Origin of the sequence: Sphingopyxis sp. SE2 (assembly GCF_032227185.1) — a bacterium.
Lineage (GTDB): Bacteria > Pseudomonadota > Alphaproteobacteria > Sphingomonadales > Sphingomonadaceae > Sphingopyxis.
The window spans coordinates 2,816,742-2,840,758 of record NZ_JAPMXW010000001.1 but is presented as its reverse complement, the minus strand read 5'-3'; the positions used below and the strand labels follow the sequence as shown (position 1 = coordinate 2,840,758).

At 66.3% G+C, this 24,017-nt stretch carries 32 protein-coding genes; 17 read left to right on the top strand and 15 right to left on the bottom strand.

Translation table 11 applies throughout. The features are described from left to right. Window positions 1–58: 58 nt before the first annotated feature. The 3 genes from OVY29_RS13525 (at window position 59) to OVY29_RS13515 (ending at window position 2,974) form a co-directional block, all read left to right on the top strand. Window positions 59–595, top strand: a complete 537-nt coding sequence (locus OVY29_RS13525) for a copper chaperone PCu(A)C (protein ID WP_037555419.1) — start codon at window positions 59–61, stop codon at window positions 593–595. 6 nt (window positions 596–601) lie between these two features. Then, window positions 602–1,078, top strand: a complete 477-nt coding sequence (locus OVY29_RS13520; RefSeq protein ID WP_037555418.1) for a hypothetical protein — start codon at window positions 602–604, stop codon at window positions 1,076–1,078. Between the two features lie 540 nt (window positions 1,079–1,618). Beyond that, on the top strand, window positions 1,619–2,974 hold the full coding sequence (locus OVY29_RS13515) for a DNA recombination protein RmuC (protein ID WP_037555417.1): 1,356 nt from the start codon (window positions 1,619–1,621) through the stop codon (window positions 2,972–2,974). A 127-nt stretch (window positions 2,975–3,101) separates the two neighbouring features. Here OVY29_RS13515 and OVY29_RS13510 read toward each other — a convergent pair whose 3' ends face one another. The 8 genes from OVY29_RS13510 to OVY29_RS13475 all read right to left on the bottom strand — a co-directional run bounded on the left by OVY29_RS13510 (window position 3,102) and on the right by OVY29_RS13475 (window position 9,526). After that, entirely contained in the window at window positions 3,102–3,815 is a 714-nt protein-coding gene (locus OVY29_RS13510; protein ID WP_037555416.1) for an META domain-containing protein, read from the bottom strand. Between the two features lie 148 nt (window positions 3,816–3,963). After that, on the bottom strand, window positions 3,964–4,776 hold the full coding sequence (locus tag OVY29_RS13505) for a TrmH family RNA methyltransferase (protein WP_037555415.1): 813 nt from the start codon (window positions 4,774–4,776) through the stop codon (window positions 3,964–3,966). Between the two features lie 139 nt (window positions 4,777–4,915). Continuing rightward, window positions 4,916–5,194 carry an HPr family phosphocarrier protein gene (locus OVY29_RS13500; RefSeq protein ID WP_037555414.1) on the bottom strand — a complete coding sequence of 93 codons (279 nt, stop codon included), beginning with the start codon at window positions 5,192–5,194 and terminating at the stop codon, window positions 4,916–4,918. After that, window positions 5,191–5,619 (bottom strand): PTS sugar transporter subunit IIA, encoded by a 429-nt coding sequence (locus OVY29_RS13495; protein WP_037555413.1) that lies wholly within the window; start codon window positions 5,617–5,619, stop codon window positions 5,191–5,193. Before OVY29_RS13495 ends, OVY29_RS13500 begins: the two co-directional genes overlap by 4 nt. 14 nt (window positions 5,620–5,633) lie before the next feature. Then, window positions 5,634–6,572: an RNase adapter RapZ gene (rapZ, locus tag OVY29_RS13490; protein WP_313911575.1), complete on the bottom strand. Its 939-nt coding sequence runs from the start codon at window positions 6,570–6,572 to the stop codon at window positions 5,634–5,636. Beyond that, entirely contained in the window at window positions 6,569–7,015 is a 447-nt protein-coding gene (locus tag OVY29_RS13485; protein ID WP_313911574.1) for a serine kinase, read from the bottom strand. Before OVY29_RS13485 ends, rapZ begins: the two co-directional genes overlap by 4 nt. Window positions 7,016–7,203: 188 nt before the next feature. Beyond that, window positions 7,204–8,826, bottom strand: a complete 1,623-nt coding sequence (locus OVY29_RS13480) for an ATP-binding protein (RefSeq protein ID WP_313911573.1) — start codon at window positions 8,824–8,826, stop codon at window positions 7,204–7,206. Then, on the bottom strand, window positions 8,816–9,526 hold the full coding sequence (locus tag OVY29_RS13475) for a response regulator transcription factor (RefSeq protein WP_037554897.1): 711 nt from the start codon (window positions 9,524–9,526) through the stop codon (window positions 8,816–8,818). Before OVY29_RS13475 ends, OVY29_RS13480 begins: the two co-directional genes overlap by 11 nt. Window positions 9,527–9,804: 278 nt before the next feature. Between OVY29_RS13475 and OVY29_RS13470 the strand changes: the two genes are divergently transcribed. Then, complete coding sequence (locus tag OVY29_RS13470; protein ID WP_037554898.1) at window positions 9,805–11,406, top strand: phosphoenolpyruvate carboxykinase; 1,602 nt, start codon at window positions 9,805–9,807, stop codon at window positions 11,404–11,406. 49 nt (window positions 11,407–11,455) lie between these two features. Then, the gene (locus OVY29_RS13465; RefSeq protein WP_052182172.1) at window positions 11,456–11,905 is read left to right on the top strand and encodes a hypothetical protein; all 450 of its coding nucleotides are present in this window, start codon (window positions 11,456–11,458) and stop codon (window positions 11,903–11,905) included. Between the two features lie 147 nt (window positions 11,906–12,052). On the opposite strand, the gene OVY29_RS13460 is transcribed toward OVY29_RS13465, so the two are convergent. From OVY29_RS13460 to OVY29_RS13450, 3 genes are all read right to left on the bottom strand, one after another. Beyond that, the gene (locus OVY29_RS13460; protein ID WP_081933055.1) at window positions 12,053–12,994 is read right to left on the bottom strand and encodes a DUF2268 domain-containing putative Zn-dependent protease; all 942 of its coding nucleotides are present in this window, start codon (window positions 12,992–12,994) and stop codon (window positions 12,053–12,055) included. Further along, window positions 12,991–14,835 (bottom strand): DUF885 domain-containing protein, encoded by a 1,845-nt coding sequence (locus OVY29_RS13455; protein WP_037554900.1) that lies wholly within the window; start codon window positions 14,833–14,835, stop codon window positions 12,991–12,993. The genes OVY29_RS13460 and OVY29_RS13455 overlap by 4 nt, the downstream gene beginning before the upstream one ends. Window positions 14,836–15,052: 217 nt before the next feature. Continuing rightward, window positions 15,053–15,451, bottom strand: a complete 399-nt coding sequence (locus OVY29_RS13450; RefSeq protein ID WP_037554901.1) for a DUF3597 domain-containing protein — start codon at window positions 15,449–15,451, stop codon at window positions 15,053–15,055. A 175-nt stretch (window positions 15,452–15,626) separates the two neighbouring features. On the opposite strand from OVY29_RS13450, the gene OVY29_RS13445 reads away from it, so the two are divergent. Further along, complete coding sequence (locus OVY29_RS13445; protein ID WP_037554902.1) at window positions 15,627–16,229, top strand: DUF937 domain-containing protein; 603 nt, start codon at window positions 15,627–15,629, stop codon at window positions 16,227–16,229. A gap of 142 nt (window positions 16,230–16,371) precedes the next feature. On the opposite strand, the gene OVY29_RS13440 is transcribed toward OVY29_RS13445, so the two are convergent. The 3 genes from OVY29_RS13440 to rplU form a co-directional block, all read right to left on the bottom strand. Then, window positions 16,372–16,968: a GNAT family N-acetyltransferase gene (locus OVY29_RS13440; protein ID WP_037554903.1), complete on the bottom strand. Its 597-nt coding sequence runs from the start codon at window positions 16,966–16,968 to the stop codon at window positions 16,372–16,374. A gap of 240 nt (window positions 16,969–17,208) precedes the next feature. Then, a complete protein-coding gene (gene rpmA, locus OVY29_RS13435; protein WP_037554904.1) occupies window positions 17,209–17,478 on the bottom strand; it encodes a 50S ribosomal protein L27 in 270 nt (89 codons plus the stop codon). Window positions 17,479–17,527: 49 nt separating this feature from the next. Next, window positions 17,528–18,016: a 50S ribosomal protein L21 gene (gene rplU, locus OVY29_RS13430; protein WP_037554905.1), complete on the bottom strand. Its 489-nt coding sequence runs from the start codon at window positions 18,014–18,016 to the stop codon at window positions 17,528–17,530. A gap of 229 nt (window positions 18,017–18,245) precedes the next feature. Here rplU and OVY29_RS13425 point away from each other — a divergent pair, with 229 nt between their 5' ends. Next, complete coding sequence (locus OVY29_RS13425) at window positions 18,246–18,755, top strand: hypothetical protein (RefSeq protein ID WP_037554907.1); 510 nt, start codon at window positions 18,246–18,248, stop codon at window positions 18,753–18,755. A 154-nt stretch (window positions 18,756–18,909) separates the two neighbouring features. Here the strand turns inward: OVY29_RS13425 and pspF are convergent, their stop codons facing one another. Next, window positions 18,910–19,935 carry a phage shock protein operon transcriptional activator gene (pspF, locus tag OVY29_RS13420; RefSeq protein ID WP_313911572.1) on the bottom strand — a complete coding sequence of 342 codons (1,026 nt, stop codon included), beginning with the start codon at window positions 19,933–19,935 and terminating at the stop codon, window positions 18,910–18,912. Window positions 19,936–20,109: 174 nt separating this feature from the next. Between pspF and OVY29_RS13415 the strand changes: the two genes are divergently transcribed. The 10 genes from OVY29_RS13415 to OVY29_RS13370 all read left to right on the top strand — a co-directional run bounded on the left by OVY29_RS13415 (window position 20,110) and on the right by OVY29_RS13370 (window position 23,822). Continuing rightward, window positions 20,110–20,280, top strand: coding sequence for a hypothetical protein (locus OVY29_RS13415; RefSeq protein ID WP_161786539.1), 171 nt, complete (start codon window positions 20,110–20,112; stop codon window positions 20,278–20,280). A 99-nt stretch (window positions 20,281–20,379) separates the two neighbouring features. Next, entirely contained in the window at window positions 20,380–21,042 is a 663-nt protein-coding gene (gene pspA / locus OVY29_RS13410) for a phage shock protein PspA (RefSeq protein ID WP_037554910.1), read from the top strand. A 12-nt stretch (window positions 21,043–21,054) separates the two neighbouring features. Beyond that, a complete protein-coding gene (gene pspB / locus OVY29_RS13405) occupies window positions 21,055–21,333 on the top strand; it encodes an envelope stress response membrane protein PspB (RefSeq protein ID WP_037554911.1) in 279 nt (92 codons plus the stop codon). A 1-nt stretch (window position 21,334) separates the two neighbouring features. Next, window positions 21,335–21,715 (top strand): envelope stress response membrane protein PspC, encoded by a 381-nt coding sequence (gene pspC / locus OVY29_RS13400; protein WP_037554912.1) that lies wholly within the window; start codon window positions 21,335–21,337, stop codon window positions 21,713–21,715. Window positions 21,716–21,743: 28 nt separating this feature from the next. Then, entirely contained in the window at window positions 21,744–22,043 is a 300-nt protein-coding gene (locus OVY29_RS13395; protein WP_037554913.1) for a hypothetical protein, read from the top strand. A 12-nt stretch (window positions 22,044–22,055) separates the two neighbouring features. Then, a complete protein-coding gene (locus tag OVY29_RS13390; protein ID WP_037554914.1) occupies window positions 22,056–22,373 on the top strand; it encodes a hypothetical protein in 318 nt (105 codons plus the stop codon). A gap of 11 nt (window positions 22,374–22,384) precedes the next feature. Continuing rightward, window positions 22,385–22,648, top strand: a complete 264-nt coding sequence (locus OVY29_RS13385; protein WP_037554916.1) for a hypothetical protein — start codon at window positions 22,385–22,387, stop codon at window positions 22,646–22,648. A gap of 33 nt (window positions 22,649–22,681) precedes the next feature. Next, a complete protein-coding gene (locus OVY29_RS13380) occupies window positions 22,682–22,942 on the top strand; it encodes a hypothetical protein (RefSeq protein ID WP_037554918.1) in 261 nt (86 codons plus the stop codon). 23 nt (window positions 22,943–22,965) lie between these two features. Then, window positions 22,966–23,211, top strand: coding sequence for a hypothetical protein (locus OVY29_RS13375; protein WP_037554919.1), 246 nt, complete (start codon window positions 22,966–22,968; stop codon window positions 23,209–23,211). Window positions 23,212–23,411: 200 nt separating this feature from the next. Further along, window positions 23,412–23,822 (top strand): SufE family protein, encoded by a 411-nt coding sequence (locus tag OVY29_RS13370; RefSeq protein WP_313911571.1) that lies wholly within the window; start codon window positions 23,412–23,414, stop codon window positions 23,820–23,822. Window positions 23,823–24,017 lie beyond the last annotated feature (195 nt).

Here is a 24,017-nt window from a genome sequence, read left to right as displayed (position 1 = left end):
GGGCTTTGACGGCTTATCGAGGGTGCGAATTGTCGCGCTTTTACGGAGTCCTCCCAAAATGAAACCCTTCGCACTTGCCGCTCTCGCCGCCGCCGCGCTCAGCCTGACCGGCTGCGGTGAAAATCTGGGTGCGGGGCAGCCGCTCAATGTGGTGAGCGGCCATATCGTGATGGGGGCGACGGCGGACCGCCCGGCGGTCGGCTATTTCCGCGTCGAAGGCGGGCCGCGCGACGTCGAGCTGGTCGCGGTGACCAGCGACCTCGCGCAGCGGGTCGAGATGCACGAAAGCGTGCGCGAGAATGGAATGACGACGATGAAGCCGCTGCTCCGCGCGCCGGTCCCCGCCAAGGGCGAGCTGGTGTTCAAGCAGGGCGGCAAGCATCTGATGATCTGGGGCATCAACGGCGCCGCGGTGCGCGCGGGCAAGCTGCCGATGGCGTTCGTCTTCACCAACAACAATAACGAACGCATCCTCTTCGATATGGTGATCAAGCCCGCCGAAGGCGCCGCCGACGCGGCCGATCATGGCGCGATGGACCATGGTTCGATCGAGAAGGGCGCCGAAACGGCCGTCCCCGACGCCGCGAAGAAATAAGCATCGGTGCCGCGTCCGTCGCGACCGCTGACGACCGGCGAGATCGCGCTCGCCCGGACGGTGTTCGGCGAAGCGATCGCCTATGACCGCGTGCGCGTGAACCATCATAAATGGATATTCTTCCAGCCGCGCCATATCGTGATGGCGCCGATGGGCAGCCTGCACTTCAATCCGCACGGCGACCTCTATTGCGAGGATTTCAGCGCGGCGTCGCAGCGGCTCCAGGGGCTGTTCATCCATGAAATGACGCATGTCTGGCAGGCGCAGACGCGCGGGCGCTGGTATCTGGTGCTGATGCGCCACCCGTTCGCGACCTACAGCTACAGTCTCAAACCCGGCTGGCTCCTCGAACGCTACGGGCTCGAACAACAGGCCGAGATCGTGCGGCATTACTGGCTGCTGACGCAGGGCATGGTGGTCGGCGGTGCGCCGGGCGTGGAGGCCTATCGCGCGATCCTGCCCGGGTCGTGGAACACGGTGTGACGTCTTGATTCGACCGATTGCGGACATTTGGCTTTCTCGGACTTCATGTTATCTGCGGAGTATGTCTAGCGTCGTATCAGCCAGCCGTACGAGAACGGGGAGCGCTCGCAGGAAGGCGCGCGCTCACCAGTCGGTGCCGAAACTGGACGGGAGTTTAGATCATGTCGGTGACCCGCTCGGCCAGAGCAGAGCTGCCAAGCAGGCTGCGATTGAAAAGTTCAGAAGCGCTGCGGCGCTCAAAAATAAGGCAGAGTAGCTTCGGGCTTTGCTAGATGCGCGCTACGACCGGAAGCGGCCGCTCGATCCTCCCCATCGCGAAGCGCTGGGGAGGGGGACCGCCGCGAAGCGGTGGTGGAGGGGTCTGGCCTTGCGCCGACGCCTGACGGCGTCGACCCCTCCGTCAGCCCTGCGGGCTGCCACCTCCCCATTGCTGCGCAAAGGGGAGTATCTGGACGACAGCTCCCCACCCCAAAGCGGCACCCGTGCCGTTCCCCAATTATCGGCTAGCCAAGCCCCCGGCGTTCGTCCTATGTTCCCGGCATGGATGAACTCTCGCTCGTCGTCGCCCTTGTTGCCCTCGCCATCGGCGCGCTGATCGGCTGGCTTTTCGCCGGCCGGCAATCGGGCGGGCTCAAGGCCGAGCGCGACGGGTTGGCGGAACGGTTCAAGAGCGCGGTGACCGACCTCGCGGCCGAGGCCGAGGCGCGCAAGGCGGCCGATATCCGGCTCGCGGCATTGCTCAGTGAACAAAAGGCGCGCGACGCCGCGCACGATGCGCAGATCGCGCAATTGAAGGACGCGCAGGCGGCGCTCACCGCGCAGTTCCGCGAAGTGGGGCAGACGATGCTCGGCGAAGCGCAAAAGGCGTTTCTCGAGCGCGCCGATGCGCGTTTCCGGCAGAGCGAGGAGAGCGCGGGACAGAATCTGAAGGCGCTGCTGTCGCCCGTCCACGAGCGGCTCGCCAAATATGAGGAAGCCGTCGGCAAGGTCGAGGCCGAGCGCCGCGACGCGTTCGGGCTGCTCCACGGCCAGATCGCCGCGATGCGTGAGGGCACCGAACGCGTGTCGAGCGAGGCGGCGAAGCTCGTCAACGCGCTCCGCAATGCACCCAAGGCGCGCGGGCGCTGGGGCGAGCAGCAGCTCAGGAACGTGCTTGAAAGCTGCGGGCTTTCCGAACATGCCGATTTCCAGACCGAGGTCAGCGTCCAGGATGGCGACGGCGGACGGCTGCGTCCCGACGTCGTCGTCAAGGTCCCCGGCGGGCAAAACCTCGTCATCGACGCTAAAGTCTCGCTCAACGCCTATCAGGACGCCTTCGGCGCGGTCGACGAAAGCGAGAAGGCCACGCATCTCGCCGCGCATGCCGCGGCGATGCGCGCGCACGTCAACACGCTCGGCGCCAAAAGCTATTGGAACCAGTTCGACGACACGCCGGACTTCGTCGTGATGTTCGTCCCCGGCGAACATTTCCTCGTCGCCGCGCTCGATCAGGATCACGAGCTTTGGGATTATGCGTTCGAGCGCAAGGTGCTGCTCGCGACGCCGACGAACCTCATCGCGATCGCGCGCACCGTCGCGGCGGTGTGGCGGCAGGAAAAGCTCGCGGGCCAAGCGCGCGAGATCGCGGCGCTGGGCAAGGAGCTCTATGCGCGCATGTCGGTGATGGGTTCGCACATCGCGCGCGTCGGCAAGAATCTCGATCAGGCGACGGGCGCCTATAACGCCTTCGTCGGCAGTTTCGAAAGCCAGGTGTTGACGCAGGCGAAGCGGTTCGAGGCGCTCGACGTCGAGACCGGCGGCAAGGAAATTCCCGCGCTTCCCGTCGCCGAACAGGCGGCGCGTCCGCTCGCTAAGCTGGCGCCCGCGCCCGCGGCGGTCAACGACGCGGGCGAGTAGCGAGCCTATCCCACTCCCGTTCGCCCTGAGCTTGTCGAAGGGCCGTTCTTCTCTTCGGCCCAGAAAGAAGAACGGTGCTTCGACAAGCTCAGCACGAACGGGGTTTGATGGACGCGCGTCTTGAAGCTCAAATCACCCGCTTCAACACCGCCGTCTGCCCGTCGCTCCCCGTCAGGATCAGCGTCCCATCGGTCGGGAAGGCCAGGCTTACCGGACCGCGCATCAGCGCGAAGAAGGCGCTTTCCTGCGTCATGCCCGCGCCGGGACACGCCATCTTGGTCGCCATCAGCGGCCCCGCGGTCAGCGTGCGGTCGGCAAGCGAATAGCCGCCCGAGAAGCGGTTGCAGCCCGCGCTGCCGCTCAGCCGGTCGGCATCGAAGGCGAGCGCGGTCGGGCGGTCGGCCGCGACGGGCACCCCGCCGATCGACACGAAGGTCCAGTTGGTGCCCGCCAGCTCGGTCGGCGGCAAGATTCCGCCGCCGCAGCCTTTCACCGTCTTGCCGTCGGCGACGACGGTCACCGTGTCGCGATAGCGGCGGTCGCTCATCCCGTCGCTGCATTCGCCGCGCGCGATCTCGACCTTCAGCCGGTCGGTCACATATTCTTCGCCGTCCGTGACGGCGCGCGCGCCGGGGTTCGGCACCATGATCTTGGTCTCGCCATAATCGCCGTCGTAATTGAGCCGCGACGGCGTGATCTCGAGCGTCCATCCGGGTTCGGTGCCGAGCGCCATATAGGCGGCGGGCGGTTCGCCGGGGCCGCGCGGCATGTCGGCCGCGGGTGCGCAGGCGGCGAGGGCGGCAAAGACGGGCAGGGCAATCAGAAGCGGGGTGCGGATCATCGAACGGACCTTTCCTCGTCGTCATCCCGGTCCTTCGACAAGCTCAGGAGATCCGGGATCCATTCGGCGTCTGCTTATCGGCCGAAGGAAGAATGGATGCTGAATCGAGTTCAGCATGGCGAAGGTTACAGAAAACTCCGATGGAAAACTATCGCCGCCGCTGGTTCAGCACCTCATAGGCCATCACGGCGGTCGCGACCGCGGCGTTCAAACTGTCGGCCTTGCCCAGCATCGGCATCTTGACCCGCACGTCGGCGGCGGCGGCATATTCGGGCGGCAGCCCCTGCGATTCATTGCCGGTGAGGATGAAGGTCGGCGCGGCATAGCGCACTGCCTGATAATCCTCGGTGTCGCCGCCGAGCCAGGTCGCGACGAGCTGGCCCGGCCCCTGGCGCAGCCAGGGGAGGAATTCCTCCCAGCGCGCGACCACCAGCTTTTGCGTGAAGATCGCCCCCATGCTCGCGCGCACCGCCTCGACCGCATAGGGATCGGTGCTGTCATCGAGCAGGATCAGCCCGCCCGCGCCGACCGCGTCGCCGGTGCGCAGCATCGTGCCGAGATTGCCGGGGTCGCGGAGGCGCTCGGCGACGAGCCAGATCGGCGCCGCGTCGCGGTCGAGATCGGCGAGCGCGGTTTCGGGCTCGGCATAGATGCCGACGACCGTCTGCGGATTATCCTTGCCCGACAATTTGGAAAGGATCGCCGGCGTTGTGTCGATCACCTCGCCCCCCGCCGCCAAGGTTGCGTCGGCCAGCGCCTTCGCCAGCGGATGCGCCGCTCCCTCGGGGCCGAGGAACAGCCATAAAGGCAATATTCCCGCCTCACGCGCCTCGGTCGCGATGCGCAGCCCTTCGGCGAGGAACAGCCGCTCGGCGCGGCGATGGCGCTTCTCGCGCAGCAGCCGCATCCGCTTGACCAGCGGATTGGAGAGGCTTTCGATTGTGCTGCGGCGATGGGTCAACGCTAATCCTTAAGGCAGGACCCCGCATCCCCGAGCGAAGACGAGGGGCTCGTTCGAGCGTAGCGAGAACCGCCACGTTGCTGCCTCGACTTCGCTCGGCATGGCCCCTCGTCTTCGCTCGGGGATGCGAGGAAGAATATCAATCCTCGCCGAAGCTGTCCTTGACCAGCCCGACCAGCTTGAGCAGCGCCGCGTCGGCGCCGTCGCCCTTCGTATGGATGGTGATCGAATCGCCCTTCGCGGCGCCGAGCATCATCAGTCCCATGATCGATGTGCCGTTGACGCGGCTGCCGCCCTTTTCGACCTCGACCGACACGCTTTCGGGCAGGCGGCTGACGAAGGTCACGAATTTGGCGCTGGCGCGCGCGTGCAGCCCGCGCTGATTGGTGATTTCGACCGTCTCGCTATTTTCGTTCAAGGGCCTACTCCCAGCATTTCCGACGCGACCGAAATATATTTCTGGCCGGCTTCCTTCGCCGCGATCACCGCGGCGCGAAGTTCCATCGTCTTGCGGGCGCTTTCGAGGCGGATCAGCATCGGCAGGTTGACGCCGGCGATCACTTCGGTGCGCCCCGCTTCGAGCAGGCTGATCGCGAGGTTCGATGGCGTGCCGCCGAACAGGTCGGTCAGCATCACGACGCCGCGGCCCTCGTCGACCTTGCGAATCGCGTCGGCGATTTCCTTGCGGCGCATTTCCATATTGTCGTTGGGGCCGATGCACACGGTCGCGATCGCCCTTTGCGGACCGACGACATGCTCCATCGCGCGCACCATTTCCTCGGCGAGACGGCCGTGGGTGACGAGCACCATTCCCAAGAGCGGCAGAGCCTTGTCGTTACCCATGCAGTCGTCGACCCTTATATGTTGCCGCCGGTTACGGGAGAAGCGGGCGGGGGCCTGCCCTCAAGCCCATCTTGCGGGGCGGAGTCAAGATTGCGGTGGGTCAACGCTGGCTCATAACCGGACTCGCGCAGCGTTTGAGCCACCCGCGCCGCGACATGGACCGACCGGTGCCGCCCGCCGGTGCAGCCAAAGGCAATAGTGACATAGCTTTTGCCCTCGGCGCGGTAGCGCGGCAGCAATGTCAGGATCAGCCGCTCGATCTGCGACACGCTGTCCTCATAGGCCGGATCGGCGATCACATAGGCGGCGACGTCGGCGTCGAGCCCGGTGCCGGGCTTGAGCTTCGGGTCCCAATGCGGGTTGCGCAGATAGCGCATGTCGAACACCAGGTCGGCGTTGCGCGGCAGGCCGCGCGCGAAGCCGAAGCTCAGGATGTTGAGCACCGGTTCGCCGTCGTTCGCGGCGGCGAAGCGCTGGCGGATTTCCTGCTGCAAATCGTTGCTGCTGTAATTGGTCGTGTCGACGACATGCTCGGCCCAGCGGCGGAGCGGCTCCATCATCTCGCGCTCGCGCGCGATCCCGTCGGCGGCGGGGCGGTCCTCGGCCATCGGGTGGCGCCGCCGCGTTTCGGAAAAGCGGCGCTCGAGCTCGGCGCCGGCGCAGTCGAGGAACAAAGTCTGGATGTCGCGGCGGCCGCTTTCGCGCAATTCCTTGATCCGCCGGACGAGCAAGGCGGGGCGGAAGCCGCGGCTGCGGCTGTCGATACCGATCGCGAGCGGGCGCCCCGCCTCGCCGCGCTTGGCAGGGGCGTCGATTAGCGTTTCGAGCAAGGCTAGGGGCAAGTTGTCGACCACCTCCCAGCCGAGATCCTCGAGCACCTTGAGCACGGTCGACTTGCCCGCGCCCGACAGGCCGGTGACGAGCAGCAGCCGCGATTCGGCATCCTGGCTCATGCCGCGGGCGCCAGCTGTTCGAGCGCGAGCAGGATCTTGATCGGCGCCGATGCTTCGAACGCCGACAAGAGCAGCGCGGGAAGCGGATGGCCCGCGACCGTTTCGACCTGACCCACCGCGGGCATGCGGTCGTAACGGTCGGAGAGGCGCACCGCGAGCGCGAGCGACACCGGCGCCGTCCACGGGCGCTCGACGATGCCGATCCCGCGCACCTCGAGCTTGCCGGCGAGCGCCTCGGGCGGGCGGCACCACAGGCGCCCCCGATCGAACCAGATATCGCAGCGGTCGTCGGCGACCAGCTTGGCGCCGCGATCGATCAGCCGCAGCGCAAGGTCCGACTTGCCTTGCCCCGAATTGCCGAGAATCAGGACGCCGCCATTGCCCGCCGCGACGCAGCTCGCATGGATATTGACGATTTCGGTTCTGGTCCGGCTCGGAAGCATGGCGCAAGGCTTACCGGCGCCGAAGCGGGGCCGCAAGGCGACAAACTGATCCTCCCTGTGGCGAAGCCATGGGGAGGTGGCAGCGGCGGAGCCGCTGACGGAGGGGCCATGACGCGACGTCGCGGCCCCTCCACCACTCGCTTCGCGAGCGGTCCCCCTCCCCATCGCTGCGCGACAGGGAGGATTGTTCAGCCCGCCTCCTGTCCGCCCTCGCGCGCCGGCAGCGTGATCAGCAGGCTCGCGCCCGGATTGCCGTCGTCGCGATCCCGGGCGCTGATCGTCCCGCTGTGGCCTTCGACGATCGTCCGCGCGATCGCGAGGCCGAGGCCGCTGTGGCGCCCGAACGCTTCGCTCGCGGGGCGCTCGCTGTGAAAGCGGCGGAAAATCGCGTCGCGCTGCGCCGGTTCGATTCCCGGGCCGTCGTCGTCGACCTTCACATGCACCTCGTCGCCGAGGCGGGTCGCCGACACGCAGACGAGACCGTTCGCGGGCGAGAAGCTGATCGCATTGTCGATGACATTGTCGATCGCGCGCTCGAGCCGGTGGCCGTCGCCCATCACCACGGTCGTCCCCTTGCGCGGGCGGGCGAAGGCGACGCGCGGGTGCGGCGCGCCCGCCTCGACGCGCGCGGCGCGCGCGGCGAGCATCGATTCGATCATGATGCCGACGTCGACGGGTTCGAACAGGGTGCGCGACAGTTGCGCATCGACGCGGCTCGCCTCGCTGATGTCGCTCACCAGCCGGTCGAGCCGGCGGACGTCTTCGTCGGCGATGCGGAGCAATTGCGCGCGCTGCTCGTCGCTCTTGACGCGGCCGAGCCCCTCGATCGCCGAGCGGACCGAGGCGATCGGGTTCTTGAGCTCGTGCGTCACGTCGGCGGCGAAATGCTCGCCCGCGTCGATGCGCTCGCGAAGGGCTTGCGTCATGTCCGACAGCGCGCGCGCCAGCGTGCCGATCTCGTCGCGGCGGCTCGGCAGGCGCGGCACCACGACTTCGCGCGCGCGGCCTAGCCGGACGCGGACGGCAGCGCGCGCGAGGCGGCGCAATGGGCGGACGATCGTGCGCGCGAGGAAGAGCGAGAGCAGCACCGACGCCATCAGCACGACGAGGATGACCACCGCGAGCCGGAAGCGTTCGGCGCGCACCGTGCGCGTGATGTCGCGCGCGTTGAGCGTCATCAGCACCGTTTGCGGCGCTTCGAGATCGACGACGCGCGCGGCGCTGAGCAGCGGCGTGCGCTCGGGCGCATAACGGAAGCGGCTCGCCGCGAGGCCGCTTCGCTGCGCCTCGACGACTTCGGGCCACGACTGCGCGCGGTCGACGCGCGGTTCCTCGAAATCGGGATAGCTTGGTGCGCCCACGATCCAGTCGATGCCGCGGTCCATCGCGCGCGCGGCATCGCGTTTCCACGGTTGCAGCTCGGGATCGCGCAGCGTGTAGGTCGGCGGCCCGTTCGCGAAGCTGTCGGAGAGGCGCCTGCCGTCGGCACCATAGAAGCGCAGCCGCGATTCGGTAGCCCTGGTGAATTCGCTGATCAGGCTGGCGCGCTGGTCGGGCCGCGCGGCTTCGAGCGCGCTGTCGAGCATCGCGAGCTGGTCTTTCATCACCTCGATGCGCGTGTCGACCAGACGGCTGCGATAGGTGTCGAGATAATAGAAGCCGCCCGCGAGCAGCGCGACGGCGAGGATATTGACCGCGAGGATGCGGGTGGTCAGCGACCAGCGCGCCGACCAGACGAGCGGCGATTCCTCCTGTTCGGCGATGCTCGCGTCGGCCTTCAGCCGGTCGGGTTTCGGGGCGTCAGCTTTCATCGGCGAAGCGGTAGCCCGCGCCATAGAGGGTCGCGATCGCGTCGAATTCGGGATCGACCTCGCGGAACTTGCGGCGCAGGCGCTTGATGTGGCTGTCGATCGTGCGGTCGTCGATATAGACGTCGTCCTGATAGGCGGCGTCCATCAGCTGATTGCGGCTGCGCACGACGCCGGGGCGGCTCGCGAGCGTTTCGAGGATCAGGAATTCGGTGACGGTCAGCGTCACATCCTTGCCGTCCCAGGCGACCTTGTGCCGCGCCGGGTCCATGCTCAGCCGCCCGCGCGTGATCGGCTCGGCGACGGGCTCGTCGTCCTCGCTCGGCGCGCTCCGGTTGAGCTCGACGCGGCGCAGAATGGCGCGGATGCGCGCGATCACCAGCCGCTGCGAAAAGGGTTTGGCGATATAGTCGTCGGCGCCCATCGCGAGGCCCAGCGCCTCGTCGATCTCGTCGTCCTTGCTGGTCAGGAAGATGACGGGAAGCTGGCTCTTCTCGCGCAGCCGCCGCAGCAGTTCGAGCCCGTCCATCCGCGGCATCTTGATGTCGAAAACGGCCAGGTCGGGCGGATTGTCGATCAACGGCTTCAGCGCCGCCTCGCCGTCCGAATAGACGCGCGTGACGAATCCCTCGGCTTGCAGCGCGATCGACAGCGATTGCAGGATATTGCGGTCGTCGTCGACCAGCGCGATGGTTGCCGTCATGCTCTTTCCATTGGGCGGGCTCCAAGGGAGCGATTAGCCTATCCGGCGTTCAGCGACAACCGCGCGCGTGGCACCGGTTCCCTTGGTCATGCGCTCGTCGCACATGCTGCACTGCGCCACGTTAATCTTTTGACCTCGGCCCCCGCCGTCGCTAACGCGGCCGGGATTTCGGAATCGGCGGACACGTCGGCACCCATGTATATGCGGGCCAGCCCATTAGCGCGCTAAGCATTGCATAGGTATGCAAGGACGCTGTCCGGCAAGGAAAGGCGAAGCAAATGACCAAGATTGTGTTCGGCCGCGACAGCATCGAGACGAAGGCGGAGGTGGCCGAAAACTGGGGCACGTCGGCGCTGATCGAGGACGCGGTGCGCCACGGCGAAGGCCGGCTCGCCAAGGACGGCCCGCTTGTCGTCGAGACGGGCAAGCACACGGGGCGCAGCGCCAAGGACAAGTTCATCGTTCAGGACGCCGAGACCGCCGACACCATCTGGTGGGGCAAGACGAACGTCCCCATGACCCCCAATCATTTCGCGTCGCTCAAGGCCGATTTCCTCGCGCACCTCGCCGAACGTCCACGCCTCTATCGCCAGCAACTGTTCGGCGGCTCGCAGCCCGAGCACCGCGTCGCGGTGCAGGTCGTCACCGAATTCGCCTGGCACAGCCAGTTCATCCGCACCTTGCTCTGTCGCCCCACCGCGGCCGAGCTCGTGGATTTCGCGGCCGAATATACGATCATCGACCTGCCGAGCTTCCGCGCCGACCCGGCGAAGCACGGCACGCGGAGCGAAACGGTGATCGCGGTCAATTTCACCGAGAAGCTGATCCTGATCGGCGGCACGCAATATGCCGGCGAGATGAAGAAGTCGGTGTTCGGCATCTTGAACTATCTGCTCCCGGTAAAGGGCGTGATGCCGATGCACTGTTCGGCCAACATTGGCGCGAACGGCGACACCGCCGTCTTCTTCGGCCTTTCGGGCACCGGCAAGACGACGCTGTCGGCCGACGCCTCGCGCACGCTGATCGGCGACGACGAGCATGGCTGGTCGGATACCGCGGTCTTCAATTTCGAGGGCGGCTGCTATGCCAAGATGATCCGCCTCTCGCCCGAGGCCGAGCCCGAGATTTTCGCGACGACCAAGCGCTTCGGCACGATCCTCGAAAATGTCGTGATGGACCCCGCGACGCGCGAACTCGATTTCGACGACGCGAGCCTCGCCGAGAACAGCCGCGGCTCCTACCCGATCGACTTCATTCCGAACACGTCGGAACAGAATATGGGCCCGGTGCCCAAGACGGTGATCATGCTCACCGCCGATGCGTACGGCGTGCTGCCCCCGATCGCGAAGCTGACCCCCGATCAGGCGATGTATCACTTCCTGTCGGGTTACACCGCGCGCGTCGCGGGGACCGAGATCGGCGTGACCGAGCCTGAGGCGACCTTCTCGACCTGCTTCGGCGCGCCCTTCATGCCGCGCCATCCGTCGGTTTATGGCAATCTGCTCAAGGACCGCATCGCCAGGGGCGGCGTCCAGTGCTGGCTCGTCAACACCGGCTGGACCGGCGGCATGGCGACGATGGACGGCATCAAGCGCATGCCGATCAAGGCGACCCGCGCGCTGCTCAACGCCGCGCTCGACGGCAGCCTCAATGACGCCGAATTCCGCAAGGACCCCAATTTCGGCTTCATGGTCCCCGTCGCGGTTCCGGGCGTCGATTCAGCGCTGCTCGACCCGCGCGAAGCCTGGGCCGACAAGGCCGCCTATGACCGCACCGCGCAGACGCTTGTCGGCCAATTCATCGAAAATTTCGCGCAATTTGCGGAGCATGTCGACGAAGGCGTCCGCCAGGCGGCACCGCGGGCGGCCGTCGCCGCATAATTGACCCGGATCGCTTCCGGGTGTTCATTCACCCGGAAGGACCGGACAAATGACTACCGAATATATACCACGTCTGTTCGCGCGCGACGAAGACATCCGCGCGCTTGGTAAAGGCTTGCTGGCGTGCGCGTTGCCGCGCGAGGCGTGGACGCACGAGGCGCATCTCGGCGCGTGCCTCTGGCTCCTGACCGAGCGCCCCGACATCGATATCGATGCCGAGATCGCAGGCCTGATCCGCCGCTTCAACGAGAGCGTCGGTGGCGTGAACGACGACCATAATGGCTATCACGACAGCATCACGCGCGCCTATGTCGTCGGCGTGCGGCTGTTCCTGCGGGAAACGGCCGAGACGGGGCTTGCGGCGCGCGTCAACGCGCTGCTGCTGTCCGACGTCGGCCACCGCGACTGGCCGCTGCGCTTCTACAGCCGCGAACTGCTCTTTTCGGTTCCCGCGCGGCGCGGTTTCGTCGAACCCGACCTGGCGCCGCTGCCCGGCTAGATGCTGTTCGGCTTTGAATGAAGCGCATTTGAGAAATTCCCGTGTCCCCGCGAAGGCGGGGACCCATCTCCCGCCGGTTCAAAATAGCGCCGGCCGGAGATAGGCTCCCGCCTTCGCGGGAGCACAGTTTATTCGGTCGAGGAAGCCCTAAAGCCCGATGCCCGGCGACCAGCCGCTTTCCGCAAGAAAGGCGGCCGGATCCTTCATTTCGACGATCGCCTTGATCGCCGCCGCCTTGTCGGGCGTGCGGTCGTAATAGGCTTTGGCGACGCGATAACCGACCCAATAGCCAAGGTCGCCCGGCCAGCCATCGGCGCCCTTCTGATTGTAGAGCCAGCGCGAACCGATCGCCTTCTGGTCCTTTTCGGCGAGGAAGATCGTCTCGAGCTCCTTCTCGCGCCCCTTCGCCCATTGGTGCAGCAGCGGATAGGCGACCGATCCGGTCATCCGCTCGGCGACGAATTCGGCCGCGCCCTCGACGAGCGCCGCGCGCAGCACCGATTCTTCGCGGTCCTCGACCTGCGCCAGCGGCTGCTGCACATGGACATATTCATGCGCGATGACATGGACGAAGCGGTCCTCGTCGTCGGCTTCGACGAATTTGGCGGCGCACAGGGCTTCGAGGCCGATGTAAAGCCCCTTCGCATTGGCGGTCCCCGCGGTCGTCGCGCGGCCGATCGCGATGGTGATCGGCGGAAATTTCGCGGCGGGATAGATTTGCGCGAGGCGATCGGTCGCGGCGACAAGGCGCGTGCGCACCGCGGGAAGATTTGCCGCGCAGCCGCGCGCGTCGGCAAAGACCTGCGGCTTCTTGCCCAGCGCGGCGGCGAGCTTTTCGGGCGTGATCCGGCGCATCACCATGAATTCGGCGAGACCCGGCGAAGGGGTGGCGAGATAGCGCGCCGCCACCACCTCGGGCTGCGCCGCGAGCGCGGGGTCGTCATAGAGCGCGTAAAAGCGATCGACGTCGCTCGTCGCGATGGTGACGCGCCCGCCGCCGGGCGCTTCCGCCGTTTCATGCGCGTGGGCGGGGATCGCGGCGAGCAATGCGGCGCCGAACAGGCCCTTCATCATGACGTGCGGCCTCATGCCTTCGCCTCCCGCACATATTCCTCGACATTCTTCGCGAGCACGTCGAGCGGGACGTTGCCGCCCTTGACCACGACATCGTTGAAATCGCGCAGGTCATATTTTGCGCCCAGCGCCTTTTGCGCCAGCCCGCGCTGGCGCACGATTTCGCTGTGCCCGACCTTGTAGCCGCAGGCCTGCCCGGCCCAGCTGCAATAGCGGTCGACCTCGCTCGCGACCTCGAGCGGGTTCGAGCCATTTTCACGCACGAAAAACTCCACCCCCTGCTCGCGCGTCCAGCGTTTGGCGTGGAGGCCGGTGTCGACGACGAGGCGGCAGGCGCGGAAGGCGAGCGACTGGAGATAGCCGAGGCGCCCGACCTCGAAATCGTCGTAAAGGCCGAGTTCGTCGGCAAGCTGCTCGGCATAGAGCGCCCAGCCTTCCGAATAGGCGTTGAACGCCAGCATCGTGCGGATCAGCGGCATCGCATGCGCATATTCGCCCTGCCAGGCATGGCCCGGGATCGCTTCGTGCATCGTCAAATCGGGGAGCGAATATTTGCTGTGCAGTTCGGTCGTGCGCAGGTTGATCCAGAAGCGTCCGGGAATGCTGCCGTCGATCGACCCCGCGCCGCCATAGGCCGCGGGCGCGCCGGGCTCCTCGGCGAGCGGCAGCCGCTTCACCTCGACATTGCCCTTCACCAAAGTGCGGAAGGCGCGCGGCAGTTCGGCGCGGATCTTGCCGAGCCAGGTCTGGATATAGGCAGTGATCTCGGCGCGGCCCCGATCATTGTCGGGGAATTTATATTTGGGATCCTTGGCGAGCGCGTTCATCCGGTCGCCGACCGAGCCCTGCGTAAGCCCAAGCTTCCTGAGGATCGGGTCCATCCGGCCATGGAGTTCGGCGAGTTCCTCGCGGCCCATCGCGTGAATCTCGTCGGGGGTCATGCGCGTCGTCGTCGAGGCTCGGAGCCCCCAGGCATACCATTCGTCGCCGCCGGGGCGCGCCCACATACCCGCATCCATCGTCGCCTTGGGCTGCTGCGCCTTCAGCTCGGCGAGCTGGCGTTCGAGCGCCGCGGCGACGGGGCCCTGCACGATCTTCGCCGAACGCGCCGACCAGTCGCCCGCGATCTTCGCTTCGCCGGTGCGGCGGACGAGGCTTTCGACCATCAACCCGCCCGCCTTCGCGTCGGCGATCGTCGCTTCCATCTGCTTGACCGCCTTGTCGATCAGGAAGGCGGGGGCGATCAGTCCCTGGCCGCCCGCTGCCTTCAGCCGGTCGGTTTCACCATCAAGCACGCCGGAAAAGGCGTTGAGGCGCGCGAGATAGGCCTCGGCGTCGGCCGAGCTCTTCACCGGATGGTCGCTGTCGAGGAATTTCGGCACATCGAGATAGGCGCCGACATTCTGGATCACCACGTAAGGCGTGTTGCGCCAGCCGCCGACCGCGACATCGCCATAGGGCAGCGCGAAGCCCGCGAGCGCGACGTCATAGGCGCTTTCGACGACCGCGAGGCTGGTGCGCGTCGCATGGTCGAGCCCCGCTTTGTCGAAGGCGCGGACGCGCGCGACGTCGGCTTTCAGCGTGTCGGCAAGCGCCTTCACCCCCGCCGCCGAGCGATCGCTCAGCTGCCCGCGCATCGCCGCGCGCGCGCCGGTGTCGATGCCGAGCGAGGTCGCACCCTCGGGCGACTGCGCGAGCAGATTGTCGGCAACCGAGTCGAGCAATTGCTGCGCGCCGCTCTTGGGCGGGTCCTGAAGCGCCGCGGCGGGGCCCGCGATCGCGAGGCCGGCGGTGCCCGCGCCAAGCGTGGCGAGCGTGCGTCGGCGGCTGACGGGGATGGAAAGCGGATGTTGCACTACGGGCTCCCTGCGACTTTGTTTCTTGTGAAACCTGTCTAGGGAGTGGGGCGCAGCGCGGTCAATGACATTGCCGATCCTCCCTGCCGCGAAGCGGTGGGGAGGGGGACCATCCTAAGGATGGTGGAGGGGCGGCGACGGTGCGCTATGGCCCCTCCGTCAGCGGCTGCGCCGCTGCCACCTCCCCATGGCTTCGCCACAGGGAGGATTAAAAAAGTCAGTCGGTAAGATCGGCGGGCACCTTGCCGCCGTTCGCCGCGAGCTCGCGCATCACCGCCTTGTGCAGCCAGATGTTCATTTCGGCGCTGCCGTCGAGCGCGCCGGTATAGCCGAGCTCCTGCGCCAGTTCCTTGCGGTTGGCGAGGCTCGAATCGATGCCGAGCAGCTTCATCAGGTCGACGATCGACGTGCGCCAGTTGAGATCCTGCCCGGCCTTCGCCGCCTCGGCGGTGAGGATCGCGTCGACGTCGACCGGCGCGGCGGCGGCCGACGCCATTGCCTGCGTCGCGGCGTCGAGCGCGGTGCCGACGGGGCTGGGCGCAGCCGGGGCGGCAGGTTCCGCGGCGACGGCCTTCTTGCCGAAAATGGCGTCCTTGATCTTGCCGAAAATGCTCATTGTGTAGCTCCCACTAGAAACCACGGCGCTCCCCGGAAAGGCGAGTCGCACTGGTGCAGGCTAGGACTATGCAATTGAGAATGACAGCCAAATGACGACTCCTCCCGATCCCCCCGGCTGCTATACTGATACGTATCGGCGCGGTCCGATCCGTGCCGCAGCGGGAGTATGATCCATGAATCTGACCGATATTTTGGCTCAGGCCGGCGGCATCGAATCGATGGCGAAAGAACTCGGAATTCCGCCCGCGATGGCGAAACAGGGCGCCGAGGCCCTGCTCCCCGCGATCCTCGGCGGGTTCAAGAAACAGGCACAATCGGGCGGCGGGGGAGCCCAGGGCCTCGAGGGACTCGGCGGGCTGCTCGGTCAGCTCGGCGGCGGCGGCCTGCTCGATTCGGTGCTCGCGCCGCAGCCGACCCCGGTAAGCCAGGGGAATGAGGTGCTCGGCCAGATTTTCGGGTCGAAGGATGTCAGCCGGACGGTAGCGGGGCAGGCGGCCGCACAGACCGGGATCGATTCGAGGCTGCTCAAGCAGATGCTGCCGATGCTCGCGATGATGGTTGCGGGCTATATGGCGAAGCAGGGCGGCGCGAGCGGCGGGGGCGCGGCCAGCGGCGGCCTCGGCGGCATGCTCGGCAATGTCCTCGGCGGCGCGATGGGCGGCGGCGCGGCGGCTTCCGCCGGCGGTTTGGGCGGCATCGGCAAGATGCTCGACATGGACGGCAACGGCAATCCGCTCGACGACATCATGGGCATGGTGAACAAGATGCGGGGGTGATCATCAAGCCCCTCCCCTTCAGGGGAGGGGTTGGGGTGGGGTCCATCGGCCTTGCGCAAGGCCGATGGACCCCACCCGCTGCGACTAAGCCAGCAAGCTGGCAAGTCTCGCTGCCCTCCCCTGAAGGGGAGGGCGTGTATGTTCACGCCGCCATCAGCCTGATATCCTCGCGGAAATCCTCGTCCACCCCGATGCGGCTTCGCATCGGGGTGACGGTGCCATCGGCGTCGGCATCGCCTTCCTCGAACAGCGCGCAGGGCGCGTCGCCGCCGCGCGCGAGGCTGTAACGCTGCGCGACCTTGCCGGTCGGACGAAAGCCGAGCTTGCGCAGCACCGCGCCCGACGCCGGATTGTCGAGGAAATGGCCCGCCGACAGCCTGGGCAGGTTCATCGCGCGCGCGATGTGAAGCAGCTGGCGCCCCGCCTCGGTCGCGAAACCGAGACCCCAATAGGGCCGCGCGATCCAGTAACCCATTTCGAGTTCGCCTTCCGGGCTCGGCGAAATGCCGCAGCCGCCGACGAGGCGCGGCGCGCCGCCGGTGCGCGCGAAGATCAGGAAACGTGGCTGGTCGGGGTCGATCGGCTTCGCCAGAAACTCCTGCGCCTGCGCCTCGCCATAGGGCCAGGGGGCGGTCGCGAGATTGCGGACCACCGCTTCTTCGCCGATCGCACGGGCGAGCGCGGGGGCATCTTCCTGCCAGCCGGGCCGCAGCAACAGTCTTTCGGTACGCGCGAACATATTCTCAAACTCCCAATGCCTGTCGCCTTGGCGCCAGATGGTGACGCTTTGACGACATTCGATATGGAGGGAGATGGATGGCCCCGTTTTCGCGCCCGTTCGTCTCAAGCGACGGATTTCGGGCAAGAAAAAAGGGAGTCCGGGGTGACCCGTCTCCCTCTTTTCGAACCTTGTTCCCGCTGGTGGCGGAAAGGACAGCTCCGGGTCATCCCTTGGTGGACGACCCGCAGGAAACGTCCTTTATTCGGCGGCTTCGGCCATCATGTCGACCGATACATATTTGCGGCCGAGCTTGCCGTCGTGGAATCGGACGCGGCCGTCCGCGGTCGCGAACAGCGTGTGGTCCTTGCCCATGCCGACATTGGCGCCCGGGTACACCTTGGTACCGCGCTGGCGCACGATAATGTTGCCGCCGATCACTTCCTGACCGCCGAACTTCTTCACGCCAAGGCGGCGGCCGGCTGAGTCGCGACCGTTGCGCGAAGAACCGCCTGCTTTCTTATGTGCCATGACTGATGCTCCTTAATTCGTTCGGGGAGGCCGAGCCGCGAAATCGCGCTCAGGCGTCCTTCTTGGGGGCCGCCTTCTTGGCAGCGGGCTTCTTTTCAGCTTCGGCCTTGGGTGCGGCTTCCTTCTTGGGAGCAGCGGCCTTCTTCGGCGCGGCTTCCTTCGCGGGAGCAGCCTTGGCTTCGGCGGCGGGAGCGGCTTCGGCCTTCGGAGCGGCTTCCTTCTTCGGCGCGGCCTTCTTGGCATCGCCGACGGCGAGGATGCGCAGCAGCGTCAGCGACTGGCGGTGACCGTTGCGGCGGCGATAATTGTGCCGGCGGCGCTTCTTGAAGACGATGACCTTTTCGCCGCGCGTCTGGGCGATGATCTCGGCCGAAACGACGAGACCCTTCGCATCCTTCACCTCGCCGCCGTCGCCGGCCAGCAGGATGTCGCCCAGCGACACGGTGTCACCGGCTTCACCCTCGATCTTCTCGACGGCGATCTTGTCTCCGGCGGCAACGCGATACTGCTTTCCGCCCGTGCGCACGATTGCGAACATGGTCTTCCATCCAATCAGAAACTAGAACACCCGCGCTGCCAGTCCCCCGCCGAAGCGGGCGATTTTTCCGGCATGCGGGAAAGTCAGCGCCACTAGCGAGCCAGGCCCGTGCTGTCAACCGCATATTTCCGCGCTTTTTATCCGAAAGCGCGGCGATGGTGCCGATTATTGCGCGCGCGCCCGATTCGGCACTTGCTGCGCCACCGGCGCGACCATATCAGGGGCGGCGATGAAGCGCGTCCTTCTTTTCACCCCGTTGTTCCTGTCGCTGCCCGCTTGCGCCGCGACGCAGTCCGGTGACGGCCCCTCGCTGGCGAAGCGCGCGGTCGAGGGGCGATTCGACGTCGCGCCGCCCGCGGTCGTCGTGGCACCGCCCGGGCCGCTGCCCGCCGACCTCGCCGGGCGGCTCGATCGCTGGGAGGCCGATGCCGCCGCCGGGCAGCAGGCGTTCGCCGCCGAGCGCGCCGCCGCCGCCTCGCTCGTGGCGGCCGCGGCGGGCGCGCCGGTTGCCGGCGAACGCTGGGTCGTCGCGCAGCAGGCGATCTCGCGCCTGATCGCCGCGCGCGCGCCGCTCACCGCAGCGCTCGCCGACATCGACCGGCTGTATCTCGATCGCAGCGTCGACGAGCAGGTCGACGGCCTGCCCGATATCTATGCGCTGCGCGACCGGCTCGCCGATCTGGTCTCGACGCAGGATGCGGTGATCGAGGCGTTGAGTGCAGGCTTGCCGAGGGGGTAATGCTCCAAATCCTCCCCGTGGCGAAGCCATGGGGAGGTGGCAGGGCGAAGCACTGACGGAGGGGCCCTTTGCGCACCGTCGCAGCCCATCCACCATTCGCTGCGCGAACGGTCCCCCTCCCCATGGCTTCGCCACAGGGAGGATCAATTTGATGCTACTGATTCAACCCATGCTTCTTCAGCGCGTGGCGGATCTGGTCGTAACTCAGCCCCAGCGCCTCGGCCGCGACCTTCTGGTTGAAGCGGCAGCGCGCCATCGTGTCGGCGAGGATCGTCCGTTCGTAGGCGTCGACCGCGGCGCGCAGGTCGCTGACCGGACCTGCGGGCGCGGTGGCCGCCGGCGCCGGATCGGCCGTCGTCGCGGCAGGCGCTTCGGCTTTCGCCGCCGCCTTGCGCACCGCGGGCTGCCACGGGCTCGCGAACGGATCGAAGCTCAGCGCATCGACCGGTTTCGTCGGGTCGGCCCAACGATATATGGCGCGCTCGATGACGTTGCGAAGCTCGCGGACATTGCCCGGCCAGTCGTGTCCCTCCATCGCCGCGAGCGCGCGCGGGCCGAAGCCCGGCCATTCGTCCCAGCCGATCACTGCCGCCATGCGCTGGCCGAAATAGGTGGCGAGCACCTCGATATCGCCTTCGCGCGCGCGCAGCGGGGGCAGGGTGATGACCTCGAACGACAGCCGGTCGAGCAGGTCGGCCCGGAAACGATTGTCGTCGACCAGTGCGGGCAGATGCTCGTTCGTCGCGGCGACGATGCGCACATCGACGCGGATCGGGCGCGACGCGCCGACGCGCGTCACCTCGCCATATTCGACCGCGCGCAGCAGGCGTTCCTGTGCGCCCATCGACATCGTCGCAAGCTCGTCGAGAAAGAGCGTGCCGCCGTCGGCCTCCTCGAAACGGCCGGCGCGGCTGCGCGTCGCGCCGGTGAAGGCGCCCGCCTCGTGCCCGAACAGTTCGCTTTCGATCAGCGTTTCGGGCATCGCGGCGCAGTTCATGATGACATAGGGCCGATCCCACCGCGTCGACAGGCGGTGGAGGCGCTCGGCGATCAGTTCCTTGCCCGTGCCGCGCTCGCCTATCACGAGCACCGGGCGGTCGAGCGACGCCGCGAGGCTCGCGCGCTCGACCGCGTCCTGAAACGCCGCCGACTGGCCGATGAATTGCGTTTCACGCTCCATTCCCAATCATTGGCAAATTTTCCCGCAGATTGGCAAGTCAAATCGGTTGCGGTGCAGAATTATACGCGAATTTTCCGGCTTTCCTGCCGTTTTCTATAATTGGCACGCCTCCTGCAAAGATTTCAGCGAACCGGCGCACAGCGCGCCGGTGCAGCAAACAGGAAGGTCGAAACGATGAAAACGAAGATTGCCCAGGCCGCTACTTTCGCGTTCAGCGCGGTGGGTGCGCTGGCCGTCCTCGTCGGCGTGATCGACTATCCTGCCACAGCCGCCAACGCCGCCGGCCTCCCGGTCGTCGGTCTGGTCGGTGCTGCTTCGACCCCGGCGGTCAGTCCGATGGCCTGACCGGCACTGGTGCCGGAGCACTCTCCCCCCTTGCCCCGCCCCGGCACCAGCCTTTTTTAAGAACAGACAATGGTCTCAAGTTTTCGACAGGAGTTTCAAATGGGTATTTTCTCACGAACCCGCGACATCATCGCCGCCAACGTCACCGACCTGCTCGACCGGGCCGAGGACCCCGAAAAGATGATCCGCCAGATCATCTTCGAGATGAACGAAACGCTCGTCGAAGTCCGCGCCTCCGCCGCCCGCACGATTGCGGACCAGAAGGAGATGCGCCGCCATATCGCCAAGCTCGAAAGCCTGCAGGACGGCTGGAAGGAAAAGGCCGAACTCGCGCTGTCGAAGGACCGCGAGGACCTCGCCACCGCCGCGCTCGTCGAAAAGCAGAAGGCGGGCGACATGGCCGAGCGTCTCAAGGCCGAGATCGCCGTCCTCGACGACGCGCTGACCGGCTATGAAGCCGACATCGCCAAGCTGCAGAAGAAGCTTTCGGAAGCCCGCGCGCGCCAGTCGAGCGTGGTCAACCGCCTCGAAAGCGCCGAGAATCGCTACAAGCTGCGCGAGATGACCAACGGCGACCGTGTCGAAGACGCCTTCTCGCGCTTCGAAATCCTCGAACGCCGCGTCGACGAAGCCGAAGGCCGTGCCGATGCGCTGGGCCTCGGCTACAAGAAGTCGCTCGACGAGGAAATCGCCGAGCTGCAGGCCGCCGACAAGGTCGCCGACGAACTCGCCGAGCTGAAGGCCGCGCAGGGCAAGAAATAAGGAGCCGGACCGATGGAAGAAGTCATCATCGTCCCGATCGTCATCGGAACGCTCTTCCTCGGTCTGCCCTGGCTGATCCTCCACTACATCACCAAGTGGAAGCAGGCCAAGACGCTGACCGGAGAAGATGAACAGCTGCTCGACGAACTTTACGATACGGCTCGGCGGCTCGAGAATCGTCTACATACTGTCGAACGTATCATCAGCGCCGACCATCCCGACTTCCGCCCCGCGGTACGCAGCGATGAAGAACTGGCGCAGCTCGAAAACATGACGAACCGGAGGAACTGAGATGTCTGCCAGCCGCACCAAATTCTATCTCGACAAGCAGAACGCCAAATGGAGCGGCGTGTGCGCGGGGATCGCGGACTATAGCGGGATCGACGTGCTCTGGGTCCGCGTCGGCGCGGTGCTGCTCACCCTGATGGGCGGCTTCCCCTGGACGCTGATCGCATATTGGATGGTCGCCTGGATGGGCACGCCCAAGCCATTCGCGCTCTATGGATCGAGCGAGGAAGCGAAATTCTGGCAGGGCGTGCGCAGCAACCCGGCCGCGTCGACCCGCGACATCAAGTCGCGCTTCCGCGACATCGACCGCCGGCTTGCCGACATCGAGCAATATTACACCAGCCATAACCGCCGCCTCGCCGACGAGATCGACGCGCTGCGCTGAGCGGGCTGGAGCAACAGGGAGACGACATATGAATTTCGGTGGTACCGCTTTCGTCCTCGCCATCATCGCTCTGTCGATCGGCGGCTGGATGTTCACCACCTGGATCCGCGCCAAGCACGGCTATCCCGTCGAGAATGAATGGGGCGGCACGGTTCATCGAACCGACCCCGACGCTGATCGAAAAATCGCCCTGCTGACCGACGACAACGCCAAGCTGGCGGGGCAGGTCAGCCGGCTGGAGGAGCGGATCTCGGTGCTCGAACGCATCGCGACCGAAGAGGGCGGAAAGGCGGCGCAGCTCGCCGACCAGATCGACCGTCTGCGCTGAGAGGATAAGACAATGAATTTGGATGTGCTGAACGCCGTTGCCCCTGTTGCCGCGATCGTTGGCCTGGCCGGGGTCGCGGGATGGGTCTTCACCACCTGGCTGCGCGTCAAGAACGGCTATCCGCTCGAGAACAGCTGGGGCAAGGCGGTCTATCCCAAGACCAGCGACGAGGCGATGGAGCGCGTCAAGCTGATCAGTCAGGAAAATGCCCAGCTGCGCGCCGAACTCGGTTCGGTGAAGGATCGCCTCGCGGTGATCGAACGCATCGTCACCGACGAGGGGCACCGGCTGAGCCACGAGATCGAGGCGCTGCGGCGCCCGGCGAACTGAGGAGAGTAACCATGGAAGCCATCGTCATCCTCCTGATCGTCGTCGGACTGCCCGTCACCCTCGGCATCGGCTACGCCGCCTATGAGCGCCACCTGAAGTTCAAGGAACGGCAGTTCAAGGCGATCACCAACGAAACCGCCGAAAAGGCCGCCCAATATGCGGCGCACACCGAACGGCTGGAGGCGCGCGTCCGCGTTCTCGAGCGCATCGTTACCGACAAGGGAATTGATGTCGCCGACGAGATCGAAAAGCTGCGCGACGCCCCGCTCAACTGACAAGAAAAAGAGAGACAGGAAAGGAACCTCCCCATGGGCCCGTTTGAAATGGTCATCGGCATCGTCCTCATCGTGACGGTCGGCAGCATCATCCGCGCCAAGCACGGCATCCGCCGCGACCGCCACGGCCATGATTATGTCGTCGGAAACGACGCCGAGACCAAGGCGCTGCAGGCCGAGATCCGCGCGCTCAAGGACCGGATCCAGGTGCTCGAACGCATCGCCACCGACAACAACCGCGCGGTCACGCTCGATCAGGAAATCGAGAAGCTGCGCGACAGCAGCAAAATCTGAATGCCGGCAAAGGAGCAACGCTCATGGCTTTCATCACGCCCGACTTCACCGCCGCAGCGGTCGCGCTCAGCGCGCTGAGCATCGTCAGCCTCGTCGCGCTGCGCGGCTGGCGCGACTGGATCCAGCTCAAGCGCGAGGAACTCGCCGCGGGGCATGTCGCGGCACCGCAGGACCACAGCGTCCCGAACGCCGGGTCGCGGATCGAGATCGCCGACCTCAAGGAACGGCTGCGCAAACTGGAGGCGATCGCGGCGGGGGTCGACTTATAATCCTTCTCCCTGAGGGAGAAGGATATGGAGGCTTACCGCGAAGCGGTTAGGCGGAGTTGGATGAGGGGCTCTGCCCTGTCGGCAAGCTCCGGACCCCTCACCACTGCGACTAGGCAGCAAGCTGCCAGTCTCGTTGCCTCTCCATAGGAGAGACGAAACAGACCTTCCAACTCCTCCCCAAATCTGCCACTGCCGCCGCCATGCGCAGCCTCTCCGACATCTTCGAAGAATATGATTTTCTCGACGGCGACGATCGCTATCGCCTACTGATCGAACTCGGCCGCGAGCTGGAACCGATGCCCGACGCGCTCAAGACCGACGCGACGCTGGTGCGCGGCTGCAGCGCGAGCGTGTGGGTCTATCCGGTGCCGCGCGATGACGGCCGGCTCCATTTCCTCGCGGACAGCAATGCCGCGATCACCAAGGGGATCGTCGCGCTCGTCCTCGCCGCGGTACAGGACAAAGCGGCGAGCGAGGTCGCGGCGATGGACGTCGCCGCCGCGCTCGCGCCCTTCGACCTGACGCGCCAGCTGTCGTCGAACCGCACGCAGGGTGTCCCAAACATGATCGCGCTCGTCCAGGACACCGCGCGGAGGATCGTGGCGGACTGAGGCGCCGCATCGTCGCGCGGCGGGGTTGCGACTTGAAGGCAGTTTTGGGGTGGGTGAGCTGCCATTACCGATCCTCCCTGTCGCGAAGCGATGGGGAGGGGGATCGTCCGCGAAGCGGATGGTGGAGGCGCCGCGACGTCGCGCCATTAGCCCGTCCGTCAGCGCTTCGCGCTGCCACCTCCCCATGGCTTCGCC

Coding starts and splice junctions, on each gene's coding strand:
- OVY29_RS13485 (WP_313911574.1), bottom strand. CDS start 7,015: ATGCTTCCGAGCCGGACCAGAACCGAAATCGTCAATATCCATGCGAGC.
- OVY29_RS13510 (WP_037555416.1), bottom strand. CDS start 3,815: ATGATCCGCACCCCGCTTCTGATTGCCCTGCCCGTCTTTGCCGCCCTC.
- OVY29_RS13445 (WP_037554902.1), top strand. CDS start 15,627: ATGAATCTGACCGATATTTTGGCTCAGGCCGGCGGCATCGAATCGATG.
- OVY29_RS13460 (WP_081933055.1), bottom strand. CDS start 12,994: ATGAGGCCGCACGTCATGATGAAGGGCCTGTTCGGCGCCGCATTGCTC.
- pspB (WP_037554911.1), top strand. CDS start 21,055: ATGGAAGAAGTCATCATCGTCCCGATCGTCATCGGAACGCTCTTCCTC.
- OVY29_RS13425 (WP_037554907.1), top strand. CDS start 18,246: ATGAAGCGCGTCCTTCTTTTCACCCCGTTGTTCCTGTCGCTGCCCGCT.
- rpmA (WP_037554904.1), bottom strand. CDS start 17,478: ATGGCACATAAGAAAGCAGGCGGTTCTTCGCGCAACGGTCGCGACTCA.
- OVY29_RS13390 (WP_037554914.1), top strand. CDS start 22,056: ATGAATTTGGATGTGCTGAACGCCGTTGCCCCTGTTGCCGCGATCGTT.
- OVY29_RS13440 (WP_037554903.1), bottom strand. CDS start 16,968: ATGTTCGCGCGTACCGAAAGACTGTTGCTGCGGCCCGGCTGGCAGGAA.
- OVY29_RS13480 (WP_313911573.1), bottom strand. CDS start 8,826: ATGAAAGCTGACGCCCCGAAACCCGACCGGCTGAAGGCCGACGCGAGC.
- OVY29_RS13525 (WP_037555419.1), top strand. CDS start 59: ATGAAACCCTTCGCACTTGCCGCTCTCGCCGCCGCCGCGCTCAGCCTG.
- pspC (WP_037554912.1), top strand. CDS start 21,335: ATGTCTGCCAGCCGCACCAAATTCTATCTCGACAAGCAGAACGCCAAA.
- OVY29_RS13370 (WP_313911571.1), top strand. CDS start 23,412: ATGCGCAGCCTCTCCGACATCTTCGAAGAATATGATTTTCTCGACGGC.
- rapZ (WP_313911575.1), bottom strand. CDS start 6,572: ATGAGCCAGGATGCCGAATCGCGGCTGCTGCTCGTCACCGGCCTGTCG.
- rplU (WP_037554905.1), bottom strand. CDS start 18,016: ATGTTCGCAATCGTGCGCACGGGCGGAAAGCAGTATCGCGTTGCCGCC.
- OVY29_RS13470 (WP_037554898.1), top strand. CDS start 9,805: ATGACCAAGATTGTGTTCGGCCGCGACAGCATCGAGACGAAGGCGGAG.
- OVY29_RS13465 (WP_052182172.1), top strand. CDS start 11,456: ATGACTACCGAATATATACCACGTCTGTTCGCGCGCGACGAAGACATC.
- OVY29_RS13385 (WP_037554916.1), top strand. CDS start 22,385: ATGGAAGCCATCGTCATCCTCCTGATCGTCGTCGGACTGCCCGTCACC.
- OVY29_RS13415 (WP_161786539.1), top strand. CDS start 20,110: ATGAAAACGAAGATTGCCCAGGCCGCTACTTTCGCGTTCAGCGCGGTG.
- OVY29_RS13375 (WP_037554919.1), top strand. CDS start 22,966: ATGGCTTTCATCACGCCCGACTTCACCGCCGCAGCGGTCGCGCTCAGC.
- OVY29_RS13380 (WP_037554918.1), top strand. CDS start 22,682: ATGGGCCCGTTTGAAATGGTCATCGGCATCGTCCTCATCGTGACGGTC.
- OVY29_RS13450 (WP_037554901.1), bottom strand. CDS start 15,451: ATGAGCATTTTCGGCAAGATCAAGGACGCCATTTTCGGCAAGAAGGCC.
- OVY29_RS13495 (WP_037555413.1), bottom strand. CDS start 5,619: ATGGGTAACGACAAGGCTCTGCCGCTCTTGGGAATGGTGCTCGTCACC.
- pspF (WP_313911572.1), bottom strand. CDS start 19,935: ATGGAGCGTGAAACGCAATTCATCGGCCAGTCGGCGGCGTTTCAGGAC.
- OVY29_RS13515 (WP_037555417.1), top strand. CDS start 1,619: ATGGATGAACTCTCGCTCGTCGTCGCCCTTGTTGCCCTCGCCATCGGC.
- OVY29_RS13395 (WP_037554913.1), top strand. CDS start 21,744: ATGAATTTCGGTGGTACCGCTTTCGTCCTCGCCATCATCGCTCTGTCG.
- OVY29_RS13475 (WP_037554897.1), bottom strand. CDS start 9,526: ATGACGGCAACCATCGCGCTGGTCGACGACGACCGCAATATCCTGCAA.
- pspA (WP_037554910.1), top strand. CDS start 20,380: ATGGGTATTTTCTCACGAACCCGCGACATCATCGCCGCCAACGTCACC.